The sequence below is a fragment of the Bradyrhizobium tropiciagri genome, from assembly GCF_018130505.1.
Classification (GTDB): Bacteria; Pseudomonadota; Alphaproteobacteria; order Rhizobiales; family Xanthobacteraceae; genus Bradyrhizobium; species Bradyrhizobium tropiciagri_B.
Genome location: NZ_JAFCKH010000002.1, coordinates 101,350 through 123,214, shown reverse-complemented (window position 1 = coordinate 123,214; position 21,865 = coordinate 101,350). Strand labels below are relative to the sequence as shown.

The following is a 21,865-nucleotide window of genomic DNA, read 5'->3' as shown; positions in this document are numbered from 1 at the left end:
TGCCGCGGCGCCTCCACTGCCAGTTCATAGCACCAATCGAACCAGGAGCAGGCGGCGCCAAGACTGCCGCTCCCGGAGGAGGGACACTTGCCGGTTCGTTACTACGACTGGATCGCGCATCATCGCCGCCGTGCATCCGACAAGGTCGCGCTGGTCGATCTCGCCAGCGGGCGCAGCTTCACCTATGCGCAACTGGACGACCGCGTCTCGCGGCTTGCGGCCCATCTGCGCGACCAACTCAAGGTCGCCGGCGGCGACCGCGTCGCGGTGCTGGCGCTGAACACCACGGATACACTGGAGGCGCAATTCGCCTGCTTCCGGATCGGCGCGGTGTTCCTGCCGCTCAACACCCGCCTCACCGTGCCCGAACTGCACTACATCGTCGGCGACGCCTCGCCGAAGGTGATGATCCATGACGATGATCTCGCCGAGACGGCGCTGGCGGTGGCCAAGCTCTGCAATGTCGCTTCCACAATGCGGTTCGGCCCCGGCGGGACCTACGAGGCCGGCATTGCTGCAGCCACACCGCTGGAGCGGTTCGAGCAGGTCACCCTCGATGACATCTCGACCATCATGTACACCTCGGGCACCACGGGCCAGCCCAAGGGCGCGATCATCACGCATGGGATGACGTTCTGGAACTGCGTCAATCTCGGCGGCCCGGCCTGCATCTCGCCGTCGTCGGTGCTGCTCACGGTGCTGCCGCTGTTCCACACCGGCGGGCTGAATTGCTACACCAACCCGGTGCTGCATGCCGGCGGCACGGTGCTGATCATGCGCGTGTTCGAACCCGCCGAGGCGCTGAAGCTGATCAGCAATCCCGCGCAGGGCATCAACGTGTTCTTCGGCGTGCCCTCGATCTACCAGTTCCTGTCGCAGCATCCGGCATTTGCCACCGCGGATTTCAGCCGCCTGATCGTCGGCGGCGTCGGTGGCGCGCCGATGCCGGTGCCGCTGCTCAAAACCTGGGAGGCGCGCGGCGTCGCGCTGCAGCAGGGCTACGGCATGACCGAGACCTCTCCGGCGGTGATGGTGCTCGACCGCGAGGATGCCGCGCGCAAGGCCGGCTCCTCCGGCAAGCCGGTGCTGCACACCGAGGTTCGCATCGTGCGGCCGGACGGCACGGATGCTGCGGTCGGCGAGCTTGGCGAACTCTGGGTCAAGGGGCCGAACATCACGCCGGGCTACTGGAACCGGCCAGATGCCAACGCCGCCTCCTTCACCGACGGCTGGCTGCACACCGGCGATGCCACGCGGATGGACGAGGACGGCTTCTACTACATCGTCGACCGCTGGAAGGACATGTACATCTCCGGCGGCGAGAACGTCTATCCGGCCGAGGTCGAGAGCGTGCTGCATCAGCTGGCGGCGGTCGCCGAGGCGGCTGTGATCGGCATCCCGAGCGAGCAATGGGGCGAGGTCGGCATGGCGATCGTCGCGGTCAAGCCGGGCCATGCGCTGGCCGCGGCGGAGATCCACGCCCACTGCCAGGCCAATCTGGCGCGGTTCAAATGCCCGCGCATGATCGAATTTGTCGACGCCCTGCCGCGCAACGCAACGGGCAAAATTCATAAGCCGACCCTGCGGCAGCAATTCAGCCAGCCGAAGCCGACCGATACCGCGGCGTGATGGCGCAAACGTGTCTCGCGTTTGCCTGATCTCGCCGGGATAAATGAGCTGCCCCGTGTCCGTCTGCCGGGACCGGCTGCGGGTTCGTTGCGTAAGTCCCCAACCAAAATCAAATCGAGGAAATTGCCTTTATGAAAACGAAAAAAATATCGCTGCTGGCCGCCGCCACGGCACTCTGCCTGCTCTCCACCCAGGCGGCCTTTGCGCAAAAGAAATACGACACCGGCGCCTCCGACACCGAGATCAAGATCGGCAATGTCGAGGCCTATAGCGGCCCCGCCTCCGCCTACGGCATCATCGGCAAGACCGAGGAAGCCTATTTCAAGATGATCAACGACCAGGGCGGCATCAACGGCCGCAAGATCAACTGGATCTCCTATGACGACGGCTACTCGCCGCCGAAGACCGTCGAGCAGATCCGCAAGCTGATCGAGAGCGACGAGGTGTTCCTGGTGTTCAACGCGCTGGGCACGCCGACCCAGACCGCGGTGCAGAAGTATCACAACGCCAAGAAGGTGCCGCAGCTGTTCCTCGCCACCGGCGCCAGCAAGTGGAACGATCCGAAGGATTTCCCGTGGACGATGGGCTTCCAGCCGAGCTACCGCGTCGAGGCGCGGATCTTCGGCAAGTACATCCTGAAAGCCAAGCCGGATGCCAAGGTCGCGATCTTCTATGCCAATGACGATTTCGGCAAGGACTACCTGGTCGGCCTCAAGGAGGTCCTCGACAAGTCCGGCGCCAAGATCGTCGCCGAGGAGAGCTACGAGACCACCGAGCCGTCGATCGATTCCCACATCGTCAAGCTGAAGGACACCGGCGCCGACGTGTTCGTCAACATCGCGACGCCGAAATTCGCGGCGCAGGCGATCAAGAAGATCGCCGAGCTCGGCTGGAAGCCGATGCAGGTGATGACCGACGTCTCGATCTCGATCGGTGCCGTGATGAAGCCCGCCGGCCTCGAGGCGAGCGAAGGCGTGCTGTCCGCCGGCTATCTGAAGGACGCGTCCGATCCGCAGTGGAAGGACGACGCGGGCATGAAGAAGTTCATGGCCTTCATCGACAAGTACATGCCGGGCGCCAATATCTCCGACGCCAACCTGGTCTATGGCTACGCCGCGGCGCAGACCATGGTGCAGGTGCTGAAGCAGTCCGGCGACAACCTCACCCGCGAAAACGTGATGAAGCAGGCCGCCAGCCTGAAGGACTTCACGCCCGACACGCTGATCCCCGGCATCCGCGTCAACACCAGCTCAACCGACTTCGCCCCGATCGAGCAACTCAAGATGATGCGCTTCAAGAACGGCCAGTGGGAGCTGTTTGGGGACATCATCAGCGCGGAGACCGGCGGTTAGGGCTGCAGCCGAACTTCACGATACCGCGAAGCCGCCCATTCGGGCGGCTTCGTTGTTTGAGTGTGGCTCACGAGCGGCCCAAACATCCAGTGTCGTCCCGGCGCAGGCCGGGACCCATAACCACAGGGTCAGATTGTTGAAGCGAGCTGTGGCCCAACGCTGCACAACAATAACGTTCGGTGGTTATGGGTCCTGGCTTTCGCCAGGACGACACCGGATATGTTGCACCGCTGTTCAATCCGTCACCCTGAGGAGCCGCGAAGCGGCGTCTCGAAGGGTCGACGGCCCGGCTCTTGCCGCGTCGACGCATCGGGGCCCGTGCATCCTTCGAGACGCGCGTTCCGCGCTCCTCAGGATGACGGGACTGGCATCGCAGAGTCGCAACCGCGCGGGAGCATTTCCCACGCGTCGTCCTGGCGAAAGCCAGGACCCATTACCCCAGATATCAATCGTCGCATGAGGCTGGGGCCGCGGTCCCGTTCACAACCAGATCAGGTGGTTATGGGTCCTGGCTTTCGCCGGGACGACACTGGATGTGCTGCGCCGCTCTCCAACCCGTCACCCTGGGGAGCCGCGCAGCGGCGTCTCGAAGGGTCGACGGCCACCAGTCGGGCCGTGCATCCTTCGAGACGCCGCTGTGCGGCTCCTCATCAGGATGACGGGACTCGGAAGGTGACGAATTGGCAATGTGCTTGTGGTCCTGCCCGGAAACTCCCACCTAACAAGGTGGGGCCGAGCCGAAGCCGGACTGCCAAACCCATGCATTCCCACATTCACTATCTGCCGCTGACGCCGGGGTTCTTCTCGATCCTCGTGCTCGCGGCTGTGATGCTGCTGATCCTGATCCAGCTGGGCATCTTCAGATATGCGTATCTGCGGCTCGGCGTCAGTCCGGGCGCTGCGATGCTGCTGTTGTTCGGCTCGCTGATCGGCAGCTATTTCAACATTCCCCTGACGGTGCTGCAGGGACCGCCGGCGCAAGCCGGAGAAATCGTCGACTTCTTCGGCATGCGCTATGTGGTGCCGTTCCTGGATTCGCCGAGCACGATCCTCGCGGTGAATATCGGCGGCGCGGTGATCCCCGCGCTGATGTCCGCCTACCTCGTCCTGCGCTATCAGCTCTGGCTGCGGGCAGCCATCGCGACCATCGTCATCGCCGCCATCGTGCATGCCAGCGCGACGCCGGTGGCGGGCATGGGGATCGCCGTTCCCGTGTTCGTACCCGTGATGGCGACAGCCATCCTCGCGCTGCTGCTGTCCCGCGAATATGCCGCGCCGCTGGCCTATATCGGCGGCTCGATGGGCACGCTGCTCGGCGCCGACCTGCTCAACCTCGACAAGATCGGCAGCCTCGGCGCGCCGATCGCCTCGATCGGCGGGGCCGGCACGTTCGACGGCGTGTTTCTCACCGGCATTCTCGCGGTGCTGATCGCCGGCATCGCCGCTCCGGCCAAGCCGCGGCCGGCGTACTAGCTCGACTGCCGGATCACGCTTGCAGCAAAATCGCAAACGGCTCGTCGATCGTGCGCCGCAGGTGCTCGCGATAGGCCTTGTGGTTCGTATCGTCGGACGTGATCCGCCCGAAGGTGGGATTGGAAATGTTCCTGATCGGCAGCAACGCGATCGGAGCCGCGATCGGCGTCAACACCGCACCGCGTCCGGCCAGCAGGGTGGTGATGATGCCGTACATCTCGCCGGAATTGCGCGGCCGCGACACCGTGATGACGCGGTGCTGGCCGTGCCGGTTGGTGACGAGATAGACGAAGCCTGATTCGTTGGGCACCGCGACCTCGCCGAACTGGGTGTAATCGGCATCCTGCCGCTCACTCTCGCGAAACCCGAGCGCCGAGGCGGTCTCGTCCCAGGCGATCACGGTGCAATAGGCATAGATCGCGTCGCGATCGCCGAAAGACGGCCGCACCGTGACGTAGGTGCCCTCGATCCGCGCCACCGCGCGACGCACATAGGAACCGAGACTGTCGGGCGCGACGTCGCCATTGGACGGTGGCGCGATCGTCACGGTGTCAGGCAGCTTGCGCAGGGGGACGCCAAGCGCCTGCTCCAGCCGCACGGTGGTCGCCAGCGTGAACGGGCGGCGGCCACCGAGCACCTTCTCCAGCGTGGAGAGGCTGAGCTTGGCCTGCTCGGCCAGTGTCTGCCGCGAGATGCGGCGGCGCGCGATCTCCTCGCGAATGGTCTCGGCCACCTGTCGGCTCAGCTCGGCGGAAAGCTGCTTGTCCGGCGTCGGCATCGGGCTCCCTTGGGCGATTCCCCCTGTGATTTGCGCAGTCTAGCAGACCGGACAATCCATCACAAAACCGCACAAACCCGCCGCGAGGCCCGGCGGGCCGCGCCTGACGGCGGCCAATCATTGCCGATCATTCTGCTCGCGCGAAAAGAGCCGTTCTCCATGATTGCAAGGCAGCGAAAACCTCGCTCGGGAGTGAATGAGATGACGATCTACGATGCATGTGAGAGCAGCCCACGGATCCGCCTGTCGCGCCGGATGCGGATCGCGGTGTTCTTCCTGGTGGAAGGCGTGCTGGCGCTGGTGATCGGCTTTGCCGCGCTGTTCCTGAGTTTCGATTCGGCGTGGTCGGCGGAGCAGCCGCAGCACGCGGTGTTGCGGCCGAGCGAGGCGCGCTCCGGCTCGCTGCGGCTGAAGACCGACGACGGCTATGCCGATGCGACGCGGCTCGGCATCGACGTCGACCTCACGGTGTCGGGCCCGACGGTCCGCGCCCGCGTCACCCAGATCTTCCGCAATCCGACCAAGGAGTGGATGGAGGCGACCTATGTCTACCCGCTGCCCGCCGGCGGCGCGGTCGACACGCTGAAGATGGTGGTCGGCAACCGCGTCGTGGTCGGCGACATCAAGGAGAAGCAGCAGGCCCGCGCCATCTATGAGCAGGCCAGGCAGAACGGCCAGAAGGCCGCGCTCACCGAGCAGGAGCGGCCGAACATCTTCACCAACTCGGTGGCCAATATCGGCCCCGGCGAGACCGTGCTGGTGCAGATCGAATATCAGGAGCCGGTGCAGCAGAACGGCAACGAGTTCTCGCTGCGGGTGCCGATGGTGGTCGGCCCGCGCTACAATCCGAAGCCGGTGGTGCAGAGCGTCGACCTGCGCGCCGACGGCAACGGCTGGGGCGCTGCGAATACCGATCCGGTGCCGGATCGCGACCGCATCACGCCTGAGGTGCTCGATCCTGCCACGAATGCGCCGATCAATCCGACCAACATCACGGTACGGCTGAACGCCGGCTTCCCGCTCGGCGAGGTGAAGAGCCATCATCACCAGGTCAAGATCGAAAGCCCCGACAGCGCCACGCGCGTCATCAAGCTGGCCGAAGGCCCGGTGCCGGCCGACAGCGATTTCGAACTGAGCTGGAAGCCGGCCGCAGAGAAGGCGCCGTCGGTCGGGCTGTTCCGCGAGCATGTCGGCAATTCCGACTATCTGCTTGCCTTCGTCACCCCGCCCTCAGTCGAGCAGGCGCAGCAGAAGCCGTTGCCGCGCGAAGTGATCTTCGTGATCGACAACTCCGGCTCGATGGGCGGCACCTCGATCATCCAGGCCAAAGCGAGCCTCATGTATGCGCTCGGCCGCCTGCAGCCGGCGGATCGCTTCAACGTGATCCGCTTCGACGACACCATGGACGTGCTGTTCCCGGCGCCGGTCGCAGCCAACAGCGGCAATATCGGCACCGCGACCTCGTTCGTCGGCGCGCTGCAAGCCCGCGGCGGCACCGAGATGGTGCCGGCGATGCGTGCTGCGCTCTCCGACACCAATCGCGACGATGCGAGCTACGTCCGCCAGGTCGTGTTCCTGACCGACGGCGCGATCGGCAACGAGCAGCAGCTGTTCGAGACCATCAGCGCGCTGCGCGGCCGCTCGCGGGTGTTCATGGTCGGCATCGGCTCGGCGCCGAACACCTATCTGATGACGCGCGCCGCCGAGCTCGGCCGCGGCACCTTCACCCATATCGGCTCGGTCGAGCAGGTCGACGAGCGGATGCGCGACCTGTTCGCCAAGCTGGAGAACCCCGCGGTGACCGGCCTCTCGGCGAAATTCTCCGAGGCCACTGCCGATCTGACGCCGTCGGCGCTGCCCGACGTCTATCGCGACGAGCCGCTGGTGCTGGCCGCCAAGCTCGACAAGCTCGCCGGCTCGGTCGAGATCAAGGGCCGCATCGGCGACCGTCCGTGGAGCGTGACGCTGCCGCTGGCGAACGCCGCCGAAGGCAAGGGCCTGTCGAAACTGTGGGCGCGCCGCAAGATCGCCGATGCCGAGGTCGCCCGCACCACGCGGCAGGCAAGCCCGGAGGATGCCGACAAGACCATCCTGGCGCTGGCGCTGGAGCATCAGCTGGTGACGCGGCTGACCAGCCTCGTCGCGGTCGACAAGACGCCGAGCCGGCCCGCGGGCGAGCCGCTGAAGCTCGCCGAGCTGCCGATCAACCTGCCCGCCGGCTGGGACTTTGCGAAAGTGTTCGGCGAGCGTCCGCAGCAGCCGGCTGCGCCGACCGAGCGCCGCGCCGAGGCCGGCGACGGCAAGCTGCAGGTCGCGGCCCTGAAGCGACCGGTGCCGGTGGCGACGCCTTCGCCCGGCACGGTGCAGCTGCCGAAGACGGCGACCGATGCGGAGCTGAAGATGATCGCGGGCATGATCCTGCTCGCGATCAGCCTGCTGCTCCTGGTGTTCAACCGACGTCAGATGCCCAACTGATGTCGGATGAAAGGAGAAGGTGCCCCCCGACCTCCTCCTTCAAAAGCGCGCGCGGCTTTCTCACCCGTCCCCCAGGGGCCGCGCGCGCCACTTTTTTCTCGCAGTGTCATTCCGGGATGGTCCGAAGGACCAGACCACAGATGCGCAATTGCGCATCGGGGAATCTCGAGCTTCCGGGTTCGCTTCGCGACCCGGAATGACGAAAGCGAACAACATGCCCCGCCTGATCACTCCGCTCGTCCTCGCCCTCCTCGGCCTGATCCTGTTCGGCCAGGGCACCTACATCCACGCCAAGGCGCTGCTCGCGCAAGTGCTGCTGGAGCGCGCCTTTGCCCGCACCATCGCGACCGGTCACCCCGTCAAGCCGTGGAGCTGGGCTGATACCTGGCCGGTGGCGAAGATCGAGGTGGAGCGGCTGCATGCGTCGACCATCGTGCTCGCCGGCAGCAGCGGCCAGGCGCTGGCATTCGGCCCCGGTCATGTCGAGCAGACCGTCGATGCCGGCGAGCGCGGCGTCGCGGTCTACTCCGCGCATCGCGACACCCACTTTCGCTTCTTGAAGGATGTCGCAATCGGCGACGAGATCGACGTCACCAGAAGCGACGGCAAGACGTTCCGTTACCGGGCCGACGGCAGCTCGATCGTCCGCTTCGATCAATCCGGCATCGATCCGCTGACCGACCGCCATGAGCTGGTGCTGTCGACCTGCTGGCCGTTCGACGCGCTGACATCGGGGCCCGAGCGCTATCTGTTGCACGCGACGCTGATCGAACCCGGTTCCTGATGCGCATGAATTTTGCGTGAGATGGGATATCGCGCGCGCGATGCCCTGACCTGATGCCCTGACTTGCGTGCGCGTGAGTTGCCACCCTCTTCCCTCGGCCATAAAAACAATGAAAACTCCGCCCGCGGCAAACGACCGTGCGGCCGGACGACATGGCCAGGGAAAACAACAAGGTAAGGGCAGGCTCCATGGAAGCTCTCGCAAGCACCGCGTCCCATCCGACCGTCAGATGGGCGCCTTCGGACGATGCCAGCGACATCGTCAAGAGCATTCATGCGATGCTGCACCCGCGCAACATCGTGCTGGTCGGCGCCACCGACAAGCCCGGCAACTATGCCGAGCGGATCTGGAACAACCTGATCAAGTACCGATATGCCGGCGGCCTGTTTCCGATCAATTCCAAGCGCGAAATGATCTGGGGCGTCACCTGCTACAAGGATTTCGCAAGCCTGCCGGAGAAGCCCGACCACGTGCTGGTGCTGGTGCCGGCGCGCTTCGCGGTGCAGGTGGTGCGTGACGCGGCCGCCGCCGGCGCGCGCTCGGCGACCATCGTCACCTCGGGCTTCAGCGAATTGCAGGACGAGGAGAGCCAGCGGCTCGCAGTCGAGCTGAAGCAGGCGATCAAGGAGACCGGGCTCGCTGTCACCGGCCCGAACTGCCTCGGCAATTTGAGCGCCGGCGAGAATCTGTTCACCAATATCGACGACCGCATCGTCACCATGGAGCAGGGCGCGGTGGCGATCGCCGGGCAATCCGGCGCGATCGTGATGGCGATCCGCCAGGCGCTGGAGGATCGCGGCGTCGGCGTCGGCTACATGGTCACGACCGGCAACGAATCCGGGCTCGAGACGCCCGATTTGATGAGCTATTTCGCCGCCGATCCGAGCATCCGCGTCATCGTGGTCTATCTCGAAGGCGTCAGGAACACCAAGGTGTTCCGCGAGGCCTGCAAGGCCGCACGCGCCGCCGGCAAGCCGGTGATCGCGCTCAAGCTCGGCGCTTCCGAAGGCGGCCGCGCCGCGGCGATGGCGCATACCGGCGCGCTGGCCGGCTCGATCGAGACGTTCGATGCGATCTCGACCCGCGAGGGCGTGATCCGCGTCCGCGGGCTGGACGAGCTGATCGAGACCACCGAATGCTTCGTCCACGCCGATCCGCCGAAGGGCAACCGGCTCGCCGCGGTGTCGCTGTCCGGCGGCAAGCGCGGCCTCCTGATCGACGCGTTCTATTCCGCCGGCTTGAACTTCGCGCCGCTGAGCGCGAATGCCTCGGGGCAGTTGGCGCAGATGCTCGGGCCCGGCAGCATCGTCGGCAACCCGCTCGACGCCGGTTTCGCCGCGGTGGTCGATCCCTCCGTCTACATGAAGTCGATCAAGATCATGATCGACGATCCTGATACAGACATCGTCATCATCGATGCCGAGCTGCCGAAGGCGCCGCACGAATTGCGCGAGCGCAACCTGCGCATCGTCAACGACATGGCCGGCCAGGCCAACAAGCCGGTGATCTATATCAGCGCGATGTCGATCGGCTTTACGGAGTTCACCAAGGGACTGCGCAAGAGCCTGCCGAATATTGCCGTGATGCAGGGCCTCGACCGCGCCGTTGGCGCGATCAAGTCGCTGATCGAATATGCCGGCTTGCGCAAGGAGGTGCCCGACATCGTGTCGAGCTCGAAGGCCTCCGCCCGCGCCGTGCTGGAGAGGACGCTGAAGGCCGCCAACGGCGCCGCCGCGCTCGATGAGGTCGCCTCCAAGCAGCTGCTCAAGGCCTACGGCATTCCGATCTCGAAGGAAGAGGTGGCGCAGACCGCGACTGATGCGGTGAAGATCGCGAAAGCAATCGGCTTCCCGGTGGTCGCCAAGGTGGTCAGCCCGGACATCCTGCACAAATCGGACATCGGCGGTGTGGTGCTGAACCTCGGCAATGCGGCCGAGGTGAAGCAGGCCTTCAACGACATCACCGCACGGGTGAAGAAGCTGAAGGGCAAGCCGAAGCTCGAAGGCATTTTGATCGCGCAGCAGGTCAAGGCCGATCTCGAGCTCGTGGTCGGCGCCTCGCTCGATGCCGAGATGGGTCCCGTGGTGCTGTTCGGCACCGGCGGCGTGGACATTGAGCTCATGAAGGACGTCGCGCTCGCCGGCGCGCCGCTCGATGCCGCCGAGGCGAAAGAGTTGATCGCCAAGACCAAGGCCGGCGTCAAGCTGAAGGGCTACCGCGGCAAGCCCGCGCTGCACGAGCCATCGGCGGTGAAGGCGCTGGTCGGCCTCTCCAATTTGATGGCCGACGCCAATGGCCGCATCGCCTCGATCGACGTCAACCCGTTCCTGATCAACAGCAAGCTCGGCGTCGCCGTCGACGGCCTGATCGTGCTGAATAACGCCGCGGCGAACAAGGCGGCGGGGCACTAGCGCGCCGCATGCGCTCGCTCTTTGCTCCGTCATCCTGAGGTGCGAGCCTCTTCGGCGAGCCTCGAAAGATGCACGGCCCCACTGTGGCCGATTCATCCTTCGAGGCTCGCTCCGCTCGCACCTCAGGATGACGGAGCCAGAGCGTGTGATCGACTCGAGACGTACCGCGCGCTAAAAACTCGCGCCCCACTGCCGCGCGGTCTGCATCACCCAGTCGCGGTAAAGCGTCAGCGGGGTGACGCCGGTCATGCCGCCGCAGCCGGCGGCGCCGTTCGGCCCTGTGGACCAACTCACCACGCCGACGATCGCCGGCCCGCCCTGCTTGTCCTCGAACACAGGCGCGCCGGAATCGCCGGTGCAGGCACCGAGCCCGTCGCGCACGCCCTGCCCGACCGGGTCGACCAGGCGGATCTGCAGCGTGCCGGGCTTGCCGGTGGTGATCAGGCTGACGACACGGATGGTGCCGCCGCTTTTGCCGTCGCCGCGCACGGTGACGCCGACGCCGGCGATCGTGAAGCGGCCGCCGACCAGGATCGGGATGGTGGGCATGCCGAGCGCCGCCGGCGCCTTGCCCGCGAGCGGCGCCGCGAGCTGCAGCAGCGCGACATCGGCGGTCGCGACATGATTGGCCATCGCCTGCATCTTGAACGCCGGATGGATCGCGACCGCCTTGACGTCCTGCAGCTTGGGCTGCCGGTCCGCGCCATATTCGACGATCTTGTAGTCGGCGCCTGAAGGCACGCAATGCGCCGCTGTAAGCACCACCTTCGGCGAGATCAGCGCGCCGGTGCAGAAATTGCCGCGCGAGCCGACGATGGTGACGACCGCGCGCGCCACGCCTTCGGTCGCCGGAGCGCCGCCGCCGACGATGGCGAAGGCCGGCGCGGACACCAGCGCCAGCATCGCCGCGAGGATGAGCTGAGGGCATTTCATCGGCGCAGCAATAGCCCGTGGCGCAGGGATCGCCAAGCCACCGGATGGGCTGGCCCGATCAGGCAATTCATGTTAGCCGCTCCTTGACAACGACATCGGGCAGGACAGCATGATCGAGGCAGTGATCTGGGATTTCGGCGGCGTCTTGACCACCTCGCCGTTCGAGGCGTTTGCACGCTACGAGACCGAGCGCGGCATTCCGGCCGACATCATCCGCCGCACCAATGCGGCCAATCATCTCGAAAACGCCTGGGCCAAGTTCGAGCGCGCCGAGATCGATATCGACGCGTTCGACGAGCTGTTCGCCGCGGAATCGAAGGCGCTCGGCGCCGAGGTGCGCGGCAAGGACGTGCTGCCGCTGCTGTCGGGCGATCTGCGCCCCGAGATGGTGGAAGCGCTGAAGCGCATCAAGGCAAAATTCAAGACCGGCTGCATCACCAACAATCTGCCGGCCAACGCGATCGGCAGCCGCAGCGGACGCACGCTCTATGTCGCCGAGGTGATGGCGCTGTTCGATCACGTGATCGAGTCGGCCAAGATCGGCCTGCGCAAGCCCGATCCGCGCATCTACACGATGATGGTGGAGACGCTCGGGGTGAACCCGAAGCATTGCATCTATCTCGACGACCTCGGCGTCAATCTGAAGCCGGCGCGCGAGATGGGCATGACCACGATCAAGGTGCTGAACGCCGCGCAGGCGATCGGCGAGCTCGAGGCCGCGACCGGTCTCGCGTTGAGGTAGGTCTCGTAGCCCGGATGAAGCGTAGCGTAATCCGGGGAAGTCCCTCCGCGGATGGTCTGTCCCGGATTGCGCTTCGCTCCATCCGGGCTACGCGCTTCCGCTCGGCGGAAATTCCCGCCGAACCATGCCCTAACTCCATGGCATTGCGGGCCAAACGAGCCTTGTGCTTTGCCCGCAACGGGCGCAGAACAGGTTCGAATTAGGCAAATCCGGAGCTGATCCTCGTGGCTGACACCAGGCCCACCGCCTCGATCGAGGCCGTGGAAAGCGGCCTCGCCGCGCAAGGCTATATTGCGAGCCGGCAGATCGCGACCGCGGTCTATCTGTCGCAGCAGATCGACAAGCCGATCCTGGTCGAGGGCCCTGCCGGCGTCGGCAAGACCGAGCTCGCAAAGGCGATCGCCGCGTGGCGCGGCATGAAGATGATCCGCCTGCAGTGCTACGAGGGCCTCGACGAGGCCAAGGCGCTGTACGAGTGGAAGTATGCAAAACAGCTGCTCTACACCCAGATCCTGAAGGACAAGCTCGGCGAGGTGCTCGGCGGCGCACAGACGCTCGGTGCCGCGCTCGATCAGCTCCACGCCTTCGGCGACGTGTTTTTCTCCAAGGAATTCGTCGAGCCGCGCCCGCTGCTGCAGGCACTGGAGCAGCCGAATGGCTGCGTGCTGCTGATCGACGAGATCGACAAGTCGGACGCCGAGTTCGAATCGCTGCTGCTGGAGATTCTCTCCGATTTCCAGGTCACGATTCCCGAGCTCGGCACGGTGGCGGCAGTGGCGCCGCCGACCGTGATCCTGACCTCGAACAGCGAGCGCGACCTCGGCGACGCGCTGAAGCGCCGCTGCCTGCATCTGCACATCGGCTTCCCCGAGCAGCGCCTCGAAGAGCGCATCGTCGAGAGCCGGGTGCCCGGCATCTCGCAGACGCTGCGCCGGCAGATGGTCGGCTTCATCCACGAGATCCGCTCGCTCGACTTAAAGAAGCTGCCGTCGGTGAGCGAAGCCATCGACTGGGCGCGCGTGCTGGTGCTGCTGCAGGCGAACGAGCTCGACCACGAGATCGTCAAGGACACGCTCAACGTGCTCTTGAAATACGAGGCCGACATCGAGGCCGCGACGCCGCAGATCTCCGCCTTCATCGCCAAGGCGTCGCGGCACGGCGTGTTCAGCTAGGCCACCCATGCGCGAGAACCTGCATCGCTTCTTTCGTGCGGCGCGGGGAGCCGGGGTGCGGGTCTCGCCCGCCGAAAGCATCGATGCGATGCGCGCCGTCGCCCAGGTCGGCTTTGCCGACCGCGCCGTCTTGCGCGACACGTTTCTGCTGACGCTGGCCAAGACTCAGGACGAGAAGCGCGCGCTCGGCGATTGCTTCGACCTGTTCTTCAGCCAGCCCGAGCCGCAGCAGCAGGAGACACAAGAGCAGGACAAAACGGACGAGCAGAGCGAGTCCGGCGGCAATCCGGAAGCCGATGCGCATGGCGATACCAGCGGCGGCGGCGCCGAGAGCGAGAATGTCGGGCCGCTGGCGCAGATGCTGCTTTCGCAGGACCGCACCGCGATCTCGACCGCGATCGCCAACGCCTCGGGCGCAGCGTCGCTGTCGGACATCCGCTACTTCACCCAGCGCGGCATTTTCCAGACCCGCATCCTCGATGCGATGGGCATCCAGCGGCTGCGCGACGACATCGACGATGCGACCGCGAACAATCCGGCGCTGGCCGAGCGGCTGCAGGAGGCGCTCACCGGCCTGCGCGGCACCGTCCGCGACGCCGTCTCGCAGGCGCTGCTGCTCTATGGGCGCGAGGAGGCGGAGAACCTGCGCAACGAGATCTTGCGCAACGCGCCGCTGGCGCGGATCGAGCCGCGCCAGGTCGAGCAGATGCGCACGCTGATTCGCCAGATCGCGCGCCGGCTGCGCGAGCGCTATTCGAAGCCGCGCAAGCGCCAACGCCGCGGCCATCTCGACGTCCGCCGCACGCTGCGCCGTAACGCGGCCTGGGGCGGCGTGCCCTTCCTCACCGCGTGGAAGCGCAAGCATCGCGACCGGCCGAAGATCGTGGCGCTGTGCGACGTCTCGGGCTCGGTCGCCCGCGTCTCGGATTTCTTCCTGCTGCTGATCCACAGCCTGCACGAGGTGGTCGACGACGTCCGCTCGTTCGCCTTCTCCGGCAACCTGATCGAGGTCAGCGACATCCTCGAGAAGAAGTCGCCGGAAGAGGCGATGAAGGAGATCATGGCCAAGGTCGGCTTCGGCTCGTCCGACTACGGCAATTCATTCGACGATTTCGAGCACGGGTGGATGAACACCATCACGCCGCAGACCACGGTGATCGTGCTCGGCGATGCCCGCAGCAACAACCTCGATCCGCGTGCCGATATCCTGCGCCGCATCGGCGAGCGCTCGAAGCGGCTGGTCTGGCTCAATCCCGAGGGCCGCATGACCTGGGGCTTCGGCGATTCCGAGATGCCGCGCTATGCCACCTTCTGTACCGTGGTGCGGCAATGCGCCACCGCCAGGCAGCTCGAACGCGCGGTGTCTGATATCGTGGCGACGTATCAGTAGGCTAGGCGGCGGTGCCTACGGGTGGCGGACTGCGCAACAGCCACACGAGCAGCGACAGCACCGTCACCACGATCGCCGCGGATATGCTGGCCAGCTTGATCGTCGTGATCGCCTTCAACGTCGAGACCGAGCGTGCCGCGGCGTTCGGATCGCCGTGCGCCAGCAGCCAGGCCAGCAGGCAATCCTCGATCAGGTCGCTGAGCAGATACACCGCCGGCACCAGCAGCCCGAGCCACGCCGCCGACGGATAGGTTTGCGCCAGCCAGTGCGAGGAGGCTGCGCCCATCGCGCCCGCCAGCGCCAGCATCACGATCAGGTCGAGCGGGAACAGGATCGGGAAGACGTACTTCATCCGCAGATCCGACGTGACGAGTTCGCCGAGCTGCTCGGCCGTGTAGCTGAGCGTCTTCTCGGGAAAGCGGGTGCGAAATCGCTTTGCAAAAATCCGGTCGGAATATCTGCCGACCCACCAGAACAGGCCGAACGCGATCACGACGAGACTGGCGAGGATGACGCTGACGACGGCCTGGTGGCTCATGCCGGCCCGCCCTTGTCGGGGAATGTAGCGCGGAAATCCGCGAGCCAATCAATCGCGCGCACCGCCGAAAACTCCGAAAACGAAAAAATATCGACGCGATAGAGCAATGATTATTTAACAGATTCCCATCTTTTCCGCAGTGTTGCAATTGAATTCGCGCACGTTGCACGCGCCGGCGATTCATCCCGCGTACATACAACCGTCTTCAATTATAGATTGAATCCGTCTTGCGTTCTGCCGTACGATGCCGGCCAGGATTCAACCGGCGACCGCGAGGGCTACGGATGCCGAAGGATATCGTGATTTGCTGCGACGGCACCGGCAACGAGATCGGCGCCAATATCTCCAACGTGCTGAAGCTGTTTCGCGTCGCCGACAAGGATCACCGGCAGCGCATCTATTATCATCCCGGCCTCGGCACGATCGGCCTGCAGAACACCTGGGGACGTTTCAAGCAGGAGGTTCGCGGCCTGTGGGGCCTCGCCTTCGGCGCCGGCCTCGACAAGGACACGCTGGACGCCTACGCTTTCCTGTGCCGGGCGTGGGAGCCGGGGGATCGGGTCTGGATGTTCGGCTTCAGCCGCGGCGCCTACACGGTGCGCGTGCTGTCCGCTTTCATTCACACGATGGGGCTGTTGCCGGTCGACCAGCTCGACCTCGCCGGCTACGCGTTCTCGACGTACAAGAAAGCGAGCGCGGACGCGCAGTCCTCCGACGGGACGTTCGACTTTGCCCCGCTCAAGGAAGTCTGGCACTTCAGCCAGATCGCCGGCGGCCGCAACATCGATATCGAGTTCGTCGGCGTCTGGGACACTGTCGCCTCGATCATCGTGCCGCGGCAGGATAATTTCTGGTTCGACCTGCAGACCCTGCTGTTCACCCGCACCAATCCGAGCGTCAGGCGCTTCCGCCAGGCGATCTCGATCGACGAGCGCAGGCGCATGTTTCGCCTCAACCGCTGGATCGAGCCGCAGAAATTCCGCGCCGATCCGTTCGACCCGTCGACCGAGAAGGAGCAGGACATCCGCCAGGTCTGGTTTGCCGGCGTGCATTCCGACGTCGGCGGCGGCTATCCGGAGGATCAGAGCGGGCCGTCCAAATTCCCGCTGATCTGGATGCTCGAGCAGGCCAAGGAAGCCGGGCTGCATGTGAACCAGGCGCTGATCGATCATCTCGCCTGGGGCATGCCACTGCCGCCGCACAAATACGAATATGTGCCGCCGAGCGTCACCGCGCCGTTGCACAATTCGCTGACGGGCTTCTGGAACATCCTGGAATGGATTCCGAAGAGCGCCAAATGGAAGGAATGGCCCGAACGAAAGACCTTCCTCGGCTTCTACCTGCCGATGGGCGAGCCGCGGCTGATTCCGGATGGCGTGCTGATCCACCGCTCGGTGCTTGAACGCATGGACAAGGATGCGACCTACCGTCCGATCAACCTGCCGAAGAGCTACAGGGTCGAGGAACTGACGCCGCCCCCGGCTCCGCCCGCCGCTTCTGCGCAATTAGTCCCTCATGGTGAGGAGCGCGAACCGGTCCGCGCAGAGCGGCCCGATGACAGCACGGTGCGTCTCGAACCATGAGGCCCGATCTGTGGCCTGCATCCTTCGAGACGCCCGCTTGCAGCGGGGTCCTCGGGATGACGGGTTGAATAGCGGCGCCACCAACTCGGCGTCGTCCCGGCGAAGGCCGGGACCCATAACCACCGAAGGTCATGGGTTGCGCGACGCTGGGGCCACAGGTTTCTGCAACAACACGATCCCGTGGTTATGGGTCCCGGCCTTCGCCGGGACGACACTGAATGTTTATTGCCTCTCACGCGAGCGATACACTCACATTCTCTCAGAGATGATGGGTTGAATAGCGGCGCAACCACTCGGCGTCGTCCCGGCGAAGGCCGGGACCCATACCACCGAAGGTCATGGTTGCGCGACGCTGGGGCCACAGGTTTCTTCAACAACACGATCCTATGGTTATGGGTCCCGGCCTTCGCCGGGACGACACCGAGTGTTTATTGCCTCTCACGCGTCGATCGCGTCCTTGATCCGCTTGCGGCTGAGCGGCAGGTTGCGCAGCCGCTTGCCGGTCGCGTGCGCGATCGCGTTCGCCACCGATGCCGCCGCCGGGCCTTGCCCGGTCTCGCCGCTGCCGAGGAACGGCTGGCCCGGGCGGTTGATGATGTGGACCTTGATGCTGTCGGGCACGGAATTGAAGCGCAGGATCGGGTAGGTCTGCCAGTCGATGCTGGTGATCCTGGTGTCGTCGAACGCGACGCTTTCATACAGCGTCCAGCTCGTCGACTGCACGATCGCGCCCTCGATCTGGTTGGTAATGCCATCCGGATTGACCACCTGCCCAGCATCGACCGCGGCCACCGCGCGCACCAGCCGGGCGCGGCCGGTCTCGCGATCGACCTCCACCTCCGAGGCAATGGCGCAATAGGCGGCGAGGTTCTTGTAGCGCGCGAACGCAAAACCGTAGCCGAGATTTTGACCGCGATTCTGTGCCGCCTTCCGGTCGCGGCTCCAGCCGAACTCCTGGGCGGCCTTTTCGACCACGTCGCGGCCGCGCTGATCGTCGAGATGTTTCAGGCGGAACTCGACCGGATCGGCGCCGGCGAGACCGGCCAGCTCGTCCATGAAACTCTCGAGCGAGAACACGTTGTGATAGGCACCGAGCGCGCGCATCGCCGAGATCCGCAGCGGCATCGCCGGGATGAAGTGATGCATCACATGGGCGTTCGGAAAATTGTAGATCGGGATCGCGTTGCGATCGCCGCCGCCTTCGGGTAGCGGCAGCGGCTTCGGTGCGGGCACCGCGAAGGGCTTTGCGATGTGCTGGGCCGCGAGCAGCGAGCCGGCGCCGCCGGGCCGCATCGAATGGGTGTTGCTCCAGACCGCGAAATTCCAGTCGGCGATCCTGCCGGCCTCGTCGAGTGCGGCGCTGAGCTTCGTCACCATCGCCGGGCCATAGGGCTCCCAGCCATGCTCCTGCTCGCGCATCCACTGCACCCGCACCGGGCGGCCGGGCAGCGCCCGCGCGATCAGCGCAGCATCAGCCGCAGCATCGTCGGCGCCGTTGTGGCCATAGCAGCCCGAGCCCTCGACATGGATCAGGCGCACGCTCGGCTGCGGCATGCCGAGCATCTCGGCAATCGCCTGCCGGTCGGGATAGACGCCTTGCGTATGCGTCCACACCGTCATCGCGCCGTCGGCGAACTGCGCCACCGCGCAGGACGGCCCGATCGAGCCGTGCGACTGGTAGGGCCGCGTGTAGGTCGCCTCCAACCGCCGCGTCCCGGTGACGGACGGATCGCTGCGCGAAAGGATCGCGAAATCCTGCGACGGCAATCTGGTCAGCACGTTCGGCAGATCATTCTGGTTCGGCAGCTTTGCGCTCTCCCGCCACTTCGCCGCGGCGGCGAGCGCATGCATGGCCTTGACCGCCGAAAACTCCTTCTCCGCCACCACGGCGAGAAAGTTGCCGTCACGCACGATGCGGATCACACCGGGCATCTTCTCGACCGCGGCGGCGTCGAATTCCATCAACTCGGCGCCGTAGCTCGGCGGCCGCACCACGCGCGCATGCACCATGCCGGGCAGCCGCATGTCCTGCACATAGGCCGCGCCGCCGGTGACCTTTGCCGGGATATCGACGCGCGGCACTGGCTGGCCCATCACCTTGAAGGATTGCGGGTCCTTCAGCGGCGATGTCGGCTGCGCCTGCACATGCAGGACATCGGCGGCGACGAGTTCGCCATAACCCAGGCGCCGGCCGTCCGGCGCGATGACGGCCGCATTCTCCGACCGCAAATTCTCGGCCGGCAGCTCGAACCGCCGCGCCGCTTCCGCCATCAGCAGCGCGCGCACCTGCGCCGCGGCATGCAGAATGGCGGTGCCGCTGTCCTGCATCGAGTGGCTGCCGGAGGTGTAGCCCTCGTTCGCCGTGAGCTTGGTGTCGGCGGTGATCACCTTGATCGCGTCGAAGGGCACATCGAGCTGCTCAGCCGCGATCTGCTGGAACGCAGTCCGAAAACCCTGGCCGAGCTCGGCCTTGCCGGTGAACGCGGTGATGCGGCCGTCGGCATCGATGCGGATCCAGGAATCGAGATAGGGCGAGGTGGCGAGGCTGCCGGGCAGCTTCGGCCCCTGGGGCTTAAGTTCTTGGGGCTTCGCCTCCTGGGCCACGGCGCCGCGCAGCGAGAAGCTGACGATCAGCGCGCCGCCGCCGGCCAATACGCTGCGGCGATCGAGGATCACGGGCCCGTTCATCGGATGCTCCTGTCGCCGGCCGCATCTGCCGTGTCCATCAGCCGCGCGGCGCGATGCACGGCGCGCAGGATGCGCATATGGGTGCCGCAGCGGCAGAGATTGGGCTCCAGCTCGGCGCGGATCTGCGCATCAGTCGGCTTGGAATTGCGCATCAACAGCGCCTGCGCCCGCATCATCATGCCGGCGATGCAGTAGCCGCACTGCGCCGCCTGCTCCTCCATGAAGGCGCGCTGGATCGGCGCCGGCGCCGCGACAGTGCCGAGCCCTTCCAGCGTCGTCACCTGCTTGCCCTCGAGCAGCAGCAGCGGCGTGACGCAGGACAGCACCGCCTGGCCGTCGACGATCACCGTGCAGGAGCCGCATTGCCCGAGCCCGCAGCCGAACTTGGCGGCGTTGAGTTCGAGATCGTTGCGCAGCACGTAGAGCAGCGGCGTGTCCGGGTCGGCATCGACCTGGTGATCCTGCCCGTTGACCTTCAACGTGATCATGGCTTGCCTCGCTGACTTGATTCGGCCGGCACGTCTCGCGCCGCGAGCGACACCGCTTGCGCGGCGCGCGCCTCGCGTACGGTCTTGTCGAGATCGTCCCAGGCCGGCCGCTTGCCGAACCGGGCGCGCAGATAGTTCAGCAATGCCACCATCTGCGTATCGTCGATGCTGGCCGCAAAGCCCGGCATGATCGGGCCGCGCTCGCCCTCGACCGCGCCGACACCCGCCAGCACGATGTTGATGAGGTTGCGCGGATCGGGGCTCGTCACCGCCGTGCTGCGCGCGAGATTGATGCCGCCATAGGGCAGCGGCCGGCCGCTCTCATGGCAGGACGCACAGGCCGCGGCATAGATCGCCGCGCCCGCGGGAGCGGCCTGCGCCGCATCAGCCGGGGACGATTGCGCCACGGCGTCCGCGCCAGATTTGCCGTCCGGGGCCGGTGCGCCCGAGATGTCGGCCATGTACGCGGCGATGGCGCGCACGTCGTTGTCCGGCACCGACGCCAGATTGTCGACCACTTCCGCCATCGGCCCGCGCGCGGTGCCGTGATCGGCCTGCCAGCCATGGCGCAGATAGGCGTACAGCGCGTCCGCAGTCCAGCGCACCGGCGCATGCGACGTGTCGTTCAGCGCGTAGGCGTGCCAATTGTCGACCTGTCCGCCCGAGAACTGCGCATTGACGCGCTCGGCGCCGAGCGCATTGCGCGGCGTGTGGCAGGCGCCACAATGCGCCAGCCCCTCGACGAGATAGGCGCCGCGGTTCCACTCGGCGCCCTTGGCCTCGTTCGACGGAACATCGCGGCCGTGGAAATAGAGCAGCTTCCAGCCCGCGATCAGCGGCCGGTAATTGAATGGAAACGACAGCTGATTCGCTGGCGGCGACGCTTGGACCGGCTGGCGCGTCATCAGGAACGCATACAGCGCCCGGTCGTCCGCCTCGGAGACGTTGGTGAAATGATCGTAGGGGAAGGTCGGGTAGAGCTGCCGGCCGTCGCGGCTGACGCCCGAGCGCATCGCACGGACGAACGCGGCTTCCGGCCAGCCGCCGATGCCGGTCGCGGCATCCGGGGTGATGTTGGACGAGAAAATGGTGCCGAACGGCGTCGGAACCGGCAGCCCGCCGGCATAATTCGCGCCGCCCTGCGTGGTGTGGCAGGTGTTGCAATTGCCGATCGCGGCGAGATCGCGGCCGCGCTTGACCATGGCGGGATCGAACGTATCGGGCTGCGGCGGCGAAATGGCCGCGATCGACGGCCGCCAGGCGACCGCAAAGCCCGCCGCCGCGCCGGCCACCAGCACGACCGCGGCAATGCCTGTGATGATCCGCAACTGACCCGCCATGCCCGAATTGAGTTTGTTGTTGGAGCGTGTATTAACACGACTAGTTCCGGTATCGTTCGACCAGAAGAGCTCGATCACCGCCTGTTGAC

The 21,865-nt window shown here is 65.8% G+C and carries 16 protein-coding genes; 10 read left to right on the top strand and 6 right to left on the bottom strand.

Annotated elements, in window-relative coordinates; all coding sequences use genetic code 11:
• The first annotated feature begins 87 nt into the window (after positions 1-87).
• The 3 genes from JQ633_RS04905 (at position 88) to JQ633_RS04895 (ending at position 4,454) form a co-directional block, all read left to right on the top strand.
• Positions 88-1,629 (top strand): acyl-CoA synthetase, encoded by a 1,542-nt coding sequence (locus JQ633_RS04905; RefSeq protein ID WP_211983030.1) that lies wholly within the window; start codon positions 88-90, stop codon positions 1,627-1,629.
• Between the two features lie 131 nt (positions 1,630-1,760).
• On the top strand, positions 1,761-2,981 hold the full coding sequence (locus tag JQ633_RS04900) for an ABC transporter substrate-binding protein (RefSeq protein ID WP_211983028.1): 1,221 nt from the start codon (positions 1,761-1,763) through the stop codon (positions 2,979-2,981).
• A gap of 759 nt (positions 2,982-3,740) precedes the next feature.
• Positions 3,741-4,454 carry a DUF1614 domain-containing protein gene (locus JQ633_RS04895; RefSeq protein ID WP_211983026.1) on the top strand — a complete coding sequence of 238 codons (714 nt, stop codon included), beginning with the start codon at positions 3,741-3,743 and terminating at the stop codon, positions 4,452-4,454.
• A gap of 13 nt (positions 4,455-4,467) precedes the next feature.
• Here the strand turns inward: JQ633_RS04895 and JQ633_RS04890 are convergent, their stop codons facing one another.
• Complete coding sequence (locus JQ633_RS04890) at positions 4,468-5,232, bottom strand: helix-turn-helix domain-containing protein (protein ID WP_211983024.1); 765 nt, start codon at positions 5,230-5,232, stop codon at positions 4,468-4,470.
• A gap of 255 nt (positions 5,233-5,487) precedes the next feature.
• Here JQ633_RS04890 and JQ633_RS04885 point away from each other — a divergent pair, with 255 nt between their 5' ends.
• From JQ633_RS04885 to JQ633_RS04875, 3 genes are all read left to right on the top strand, one after another.
• A complete protein-coding gene (locus JQ633_RS04885) occupies positions 5,488-7,707 on the top strand; it encodes a marine proteobacterial sortase target protein (RefSeq protein WP_433995627.1) in 2,220 nt (739 codons plus the stop codon).
• Between the two features lie 214 nt (positions 7,708-7,921).
• Entirely contained in the window at positions 7,922-8,491 is a 570-nt protein-coding gene (locus tag JQ633_RS04880; protein ID WP_211984102.1) for a class GN sortase, read from the top strand.
• Positions 8,492-8,679: 188 nt separating this feature from the next.
• Positions 8,680-10,902, top strand: coding sequence for an acetate--CoA ligase family protein (locus JQ633_RS04875; protein WP_211983020.1), 2,223 nt, complete (start codon positions 8,680-8,682; stop codon positions 10,900-10,902).
• Positions 10,903-11,073: 171 nt separating this feature from the next.
• Here JQ633_RS04875 and JQ633_RS04870 read toward each other — a convergent pair whose 3' ends face one another.
• The gene (locus JQ633_RS04870; RefSeq protein WP_211983018.1) at positions 11,074-11,835 is read right to left on the bottom strand and encodes a S1 family peptidase; all 762 of its coding nucleotides are present in this window, start codon (positions 11,833-11,835) and stop codon (positions 11,074-11,076) included.
• A 109-nt stretch (positions 11,836-11,944) separates the two neighbouring features.
• Here JQ633_RS04870 and JQ633_RS04865 point away from each other — a divergent pair, with 109 nt between their 5' ends.
• From JQ633_RS04865 to JQ633_RS04855, 3 genes are all read left to right on the top strand, one after another.
• The gene (locus tag JQ633_RS04865) at positions 11,945-12,577 is read left to right on the top strand and encodes an HAD-IA family hydrolase (protein ID WP_211983016.1); all 633 of its coding nucleotides are present in this window, start codon (positions 11,945-11,947) and stop codon (positions 12,575-12,577) included.
• Between the two features lie 224 nt (positions 12,578-12,801).
• A complete protein-coding gene (locus JQ633_RS04860; protein ID WP_211983014.1) occupies positions 12,802-13,749 on the top strand; it encodes an AAA family ATPase in 948 nt (315 codons plus the stop codon).
• A 7-nt stretch (positions 13,750-13,756) separates the two neighbouring features.
• Positions 13,757-15,139: a vWA domain-containing protein gene (locus JQ633_RS04855; protein WP_211983012.1), complete on the top strand. Its 1,383-nt coding sequence runs from the start codon at positions 13,757-13,759 to the stop codon at positions 15,137-15,139.
• Position 15,140: 1 nt separating this feature from the next.
• Here the strand turns inward: JQ633_RS04855 and JQ633_RS04850 are convergent, their stop codons facing one another.
• Positions 15,141-15,677, bottom strand: coding sequence for a hypothetical protein (locus tag JQ633_RS04850; RefSeq protein ID WP_211983010.1), 537 nt, complete (start codon positions 15,675-15,677; stop codon positions 15,141-15,143).
• Between the two features lie 284 nt (positions 15,678-15,961).
• On the opposite strand from JQ633_RS04850, the gene JQ633_RS04845 reads away from it, so the two are divergent.
• Positions 15,962-17,260, top strand: a complete 1,299-nt coding sequence (locus tag JQ633_RS04845) for a DUF2235 domain-containing protein (protein WP_211983008.1) — start codon at positions 15,962-15,964, stop codon at positions 17,258-17,260.
• A 438-nt stretch (positions 17,261-17,698) separates the two neighbouring features.
• Here JQ633_RS04845 and JQ633_RS04840 read toward each other — a convergent pair whose 3' ends face one another.
• From JQ633_RS04840 to JQ633_RS04830, 3 genes are read right to left on the bottom strand one after another with little or no spacing between them, the layout of a single operon-like run.
• Entirely contained in the window at positions 17,699-19,948 is a 2,250-nt protein-coding gene (locus JQ633_RS04840; protein WP_211983006.1) for a xanthine dehydrogenase family protein molybdopterin-binding subunit, read from the bottom strand.
• Positions 19,945-20,436 carry a (2Fe-2S)-binding protein gene (locus tag JQ633_RS04835; RefSeq protein WP_211983004.1) on the bottom strand — a complete coding sequence of 164 codons (492 nt, stop codon included), beginning with the start codon at positions 20,434-20,436 and terminating at the stop codon, positions 19,945-19,947. Before JQ633_RS04835 ends, JQ633_RS04840 begins: the two co-directional genes overlap by 4 nt.
• The gene (locus JQ633_RS04830) at positions 20,433-21,854 is read right to left on the bottom strand and encodes a cytochrome c (protein WP_349631520.1); all 1,422 of its coding nucleotides are present in this window, start codon (positions 21,852-21,854) and stop codon (positions 20,433-20,435) included. The genes JQ633_RS04835 and JQ633_RS04830 overlap by 4 nt, the downstream gene beginning before the upstream one ends.
• Positions 21,855-21,865: the final 11 nt, after the last annotated feature.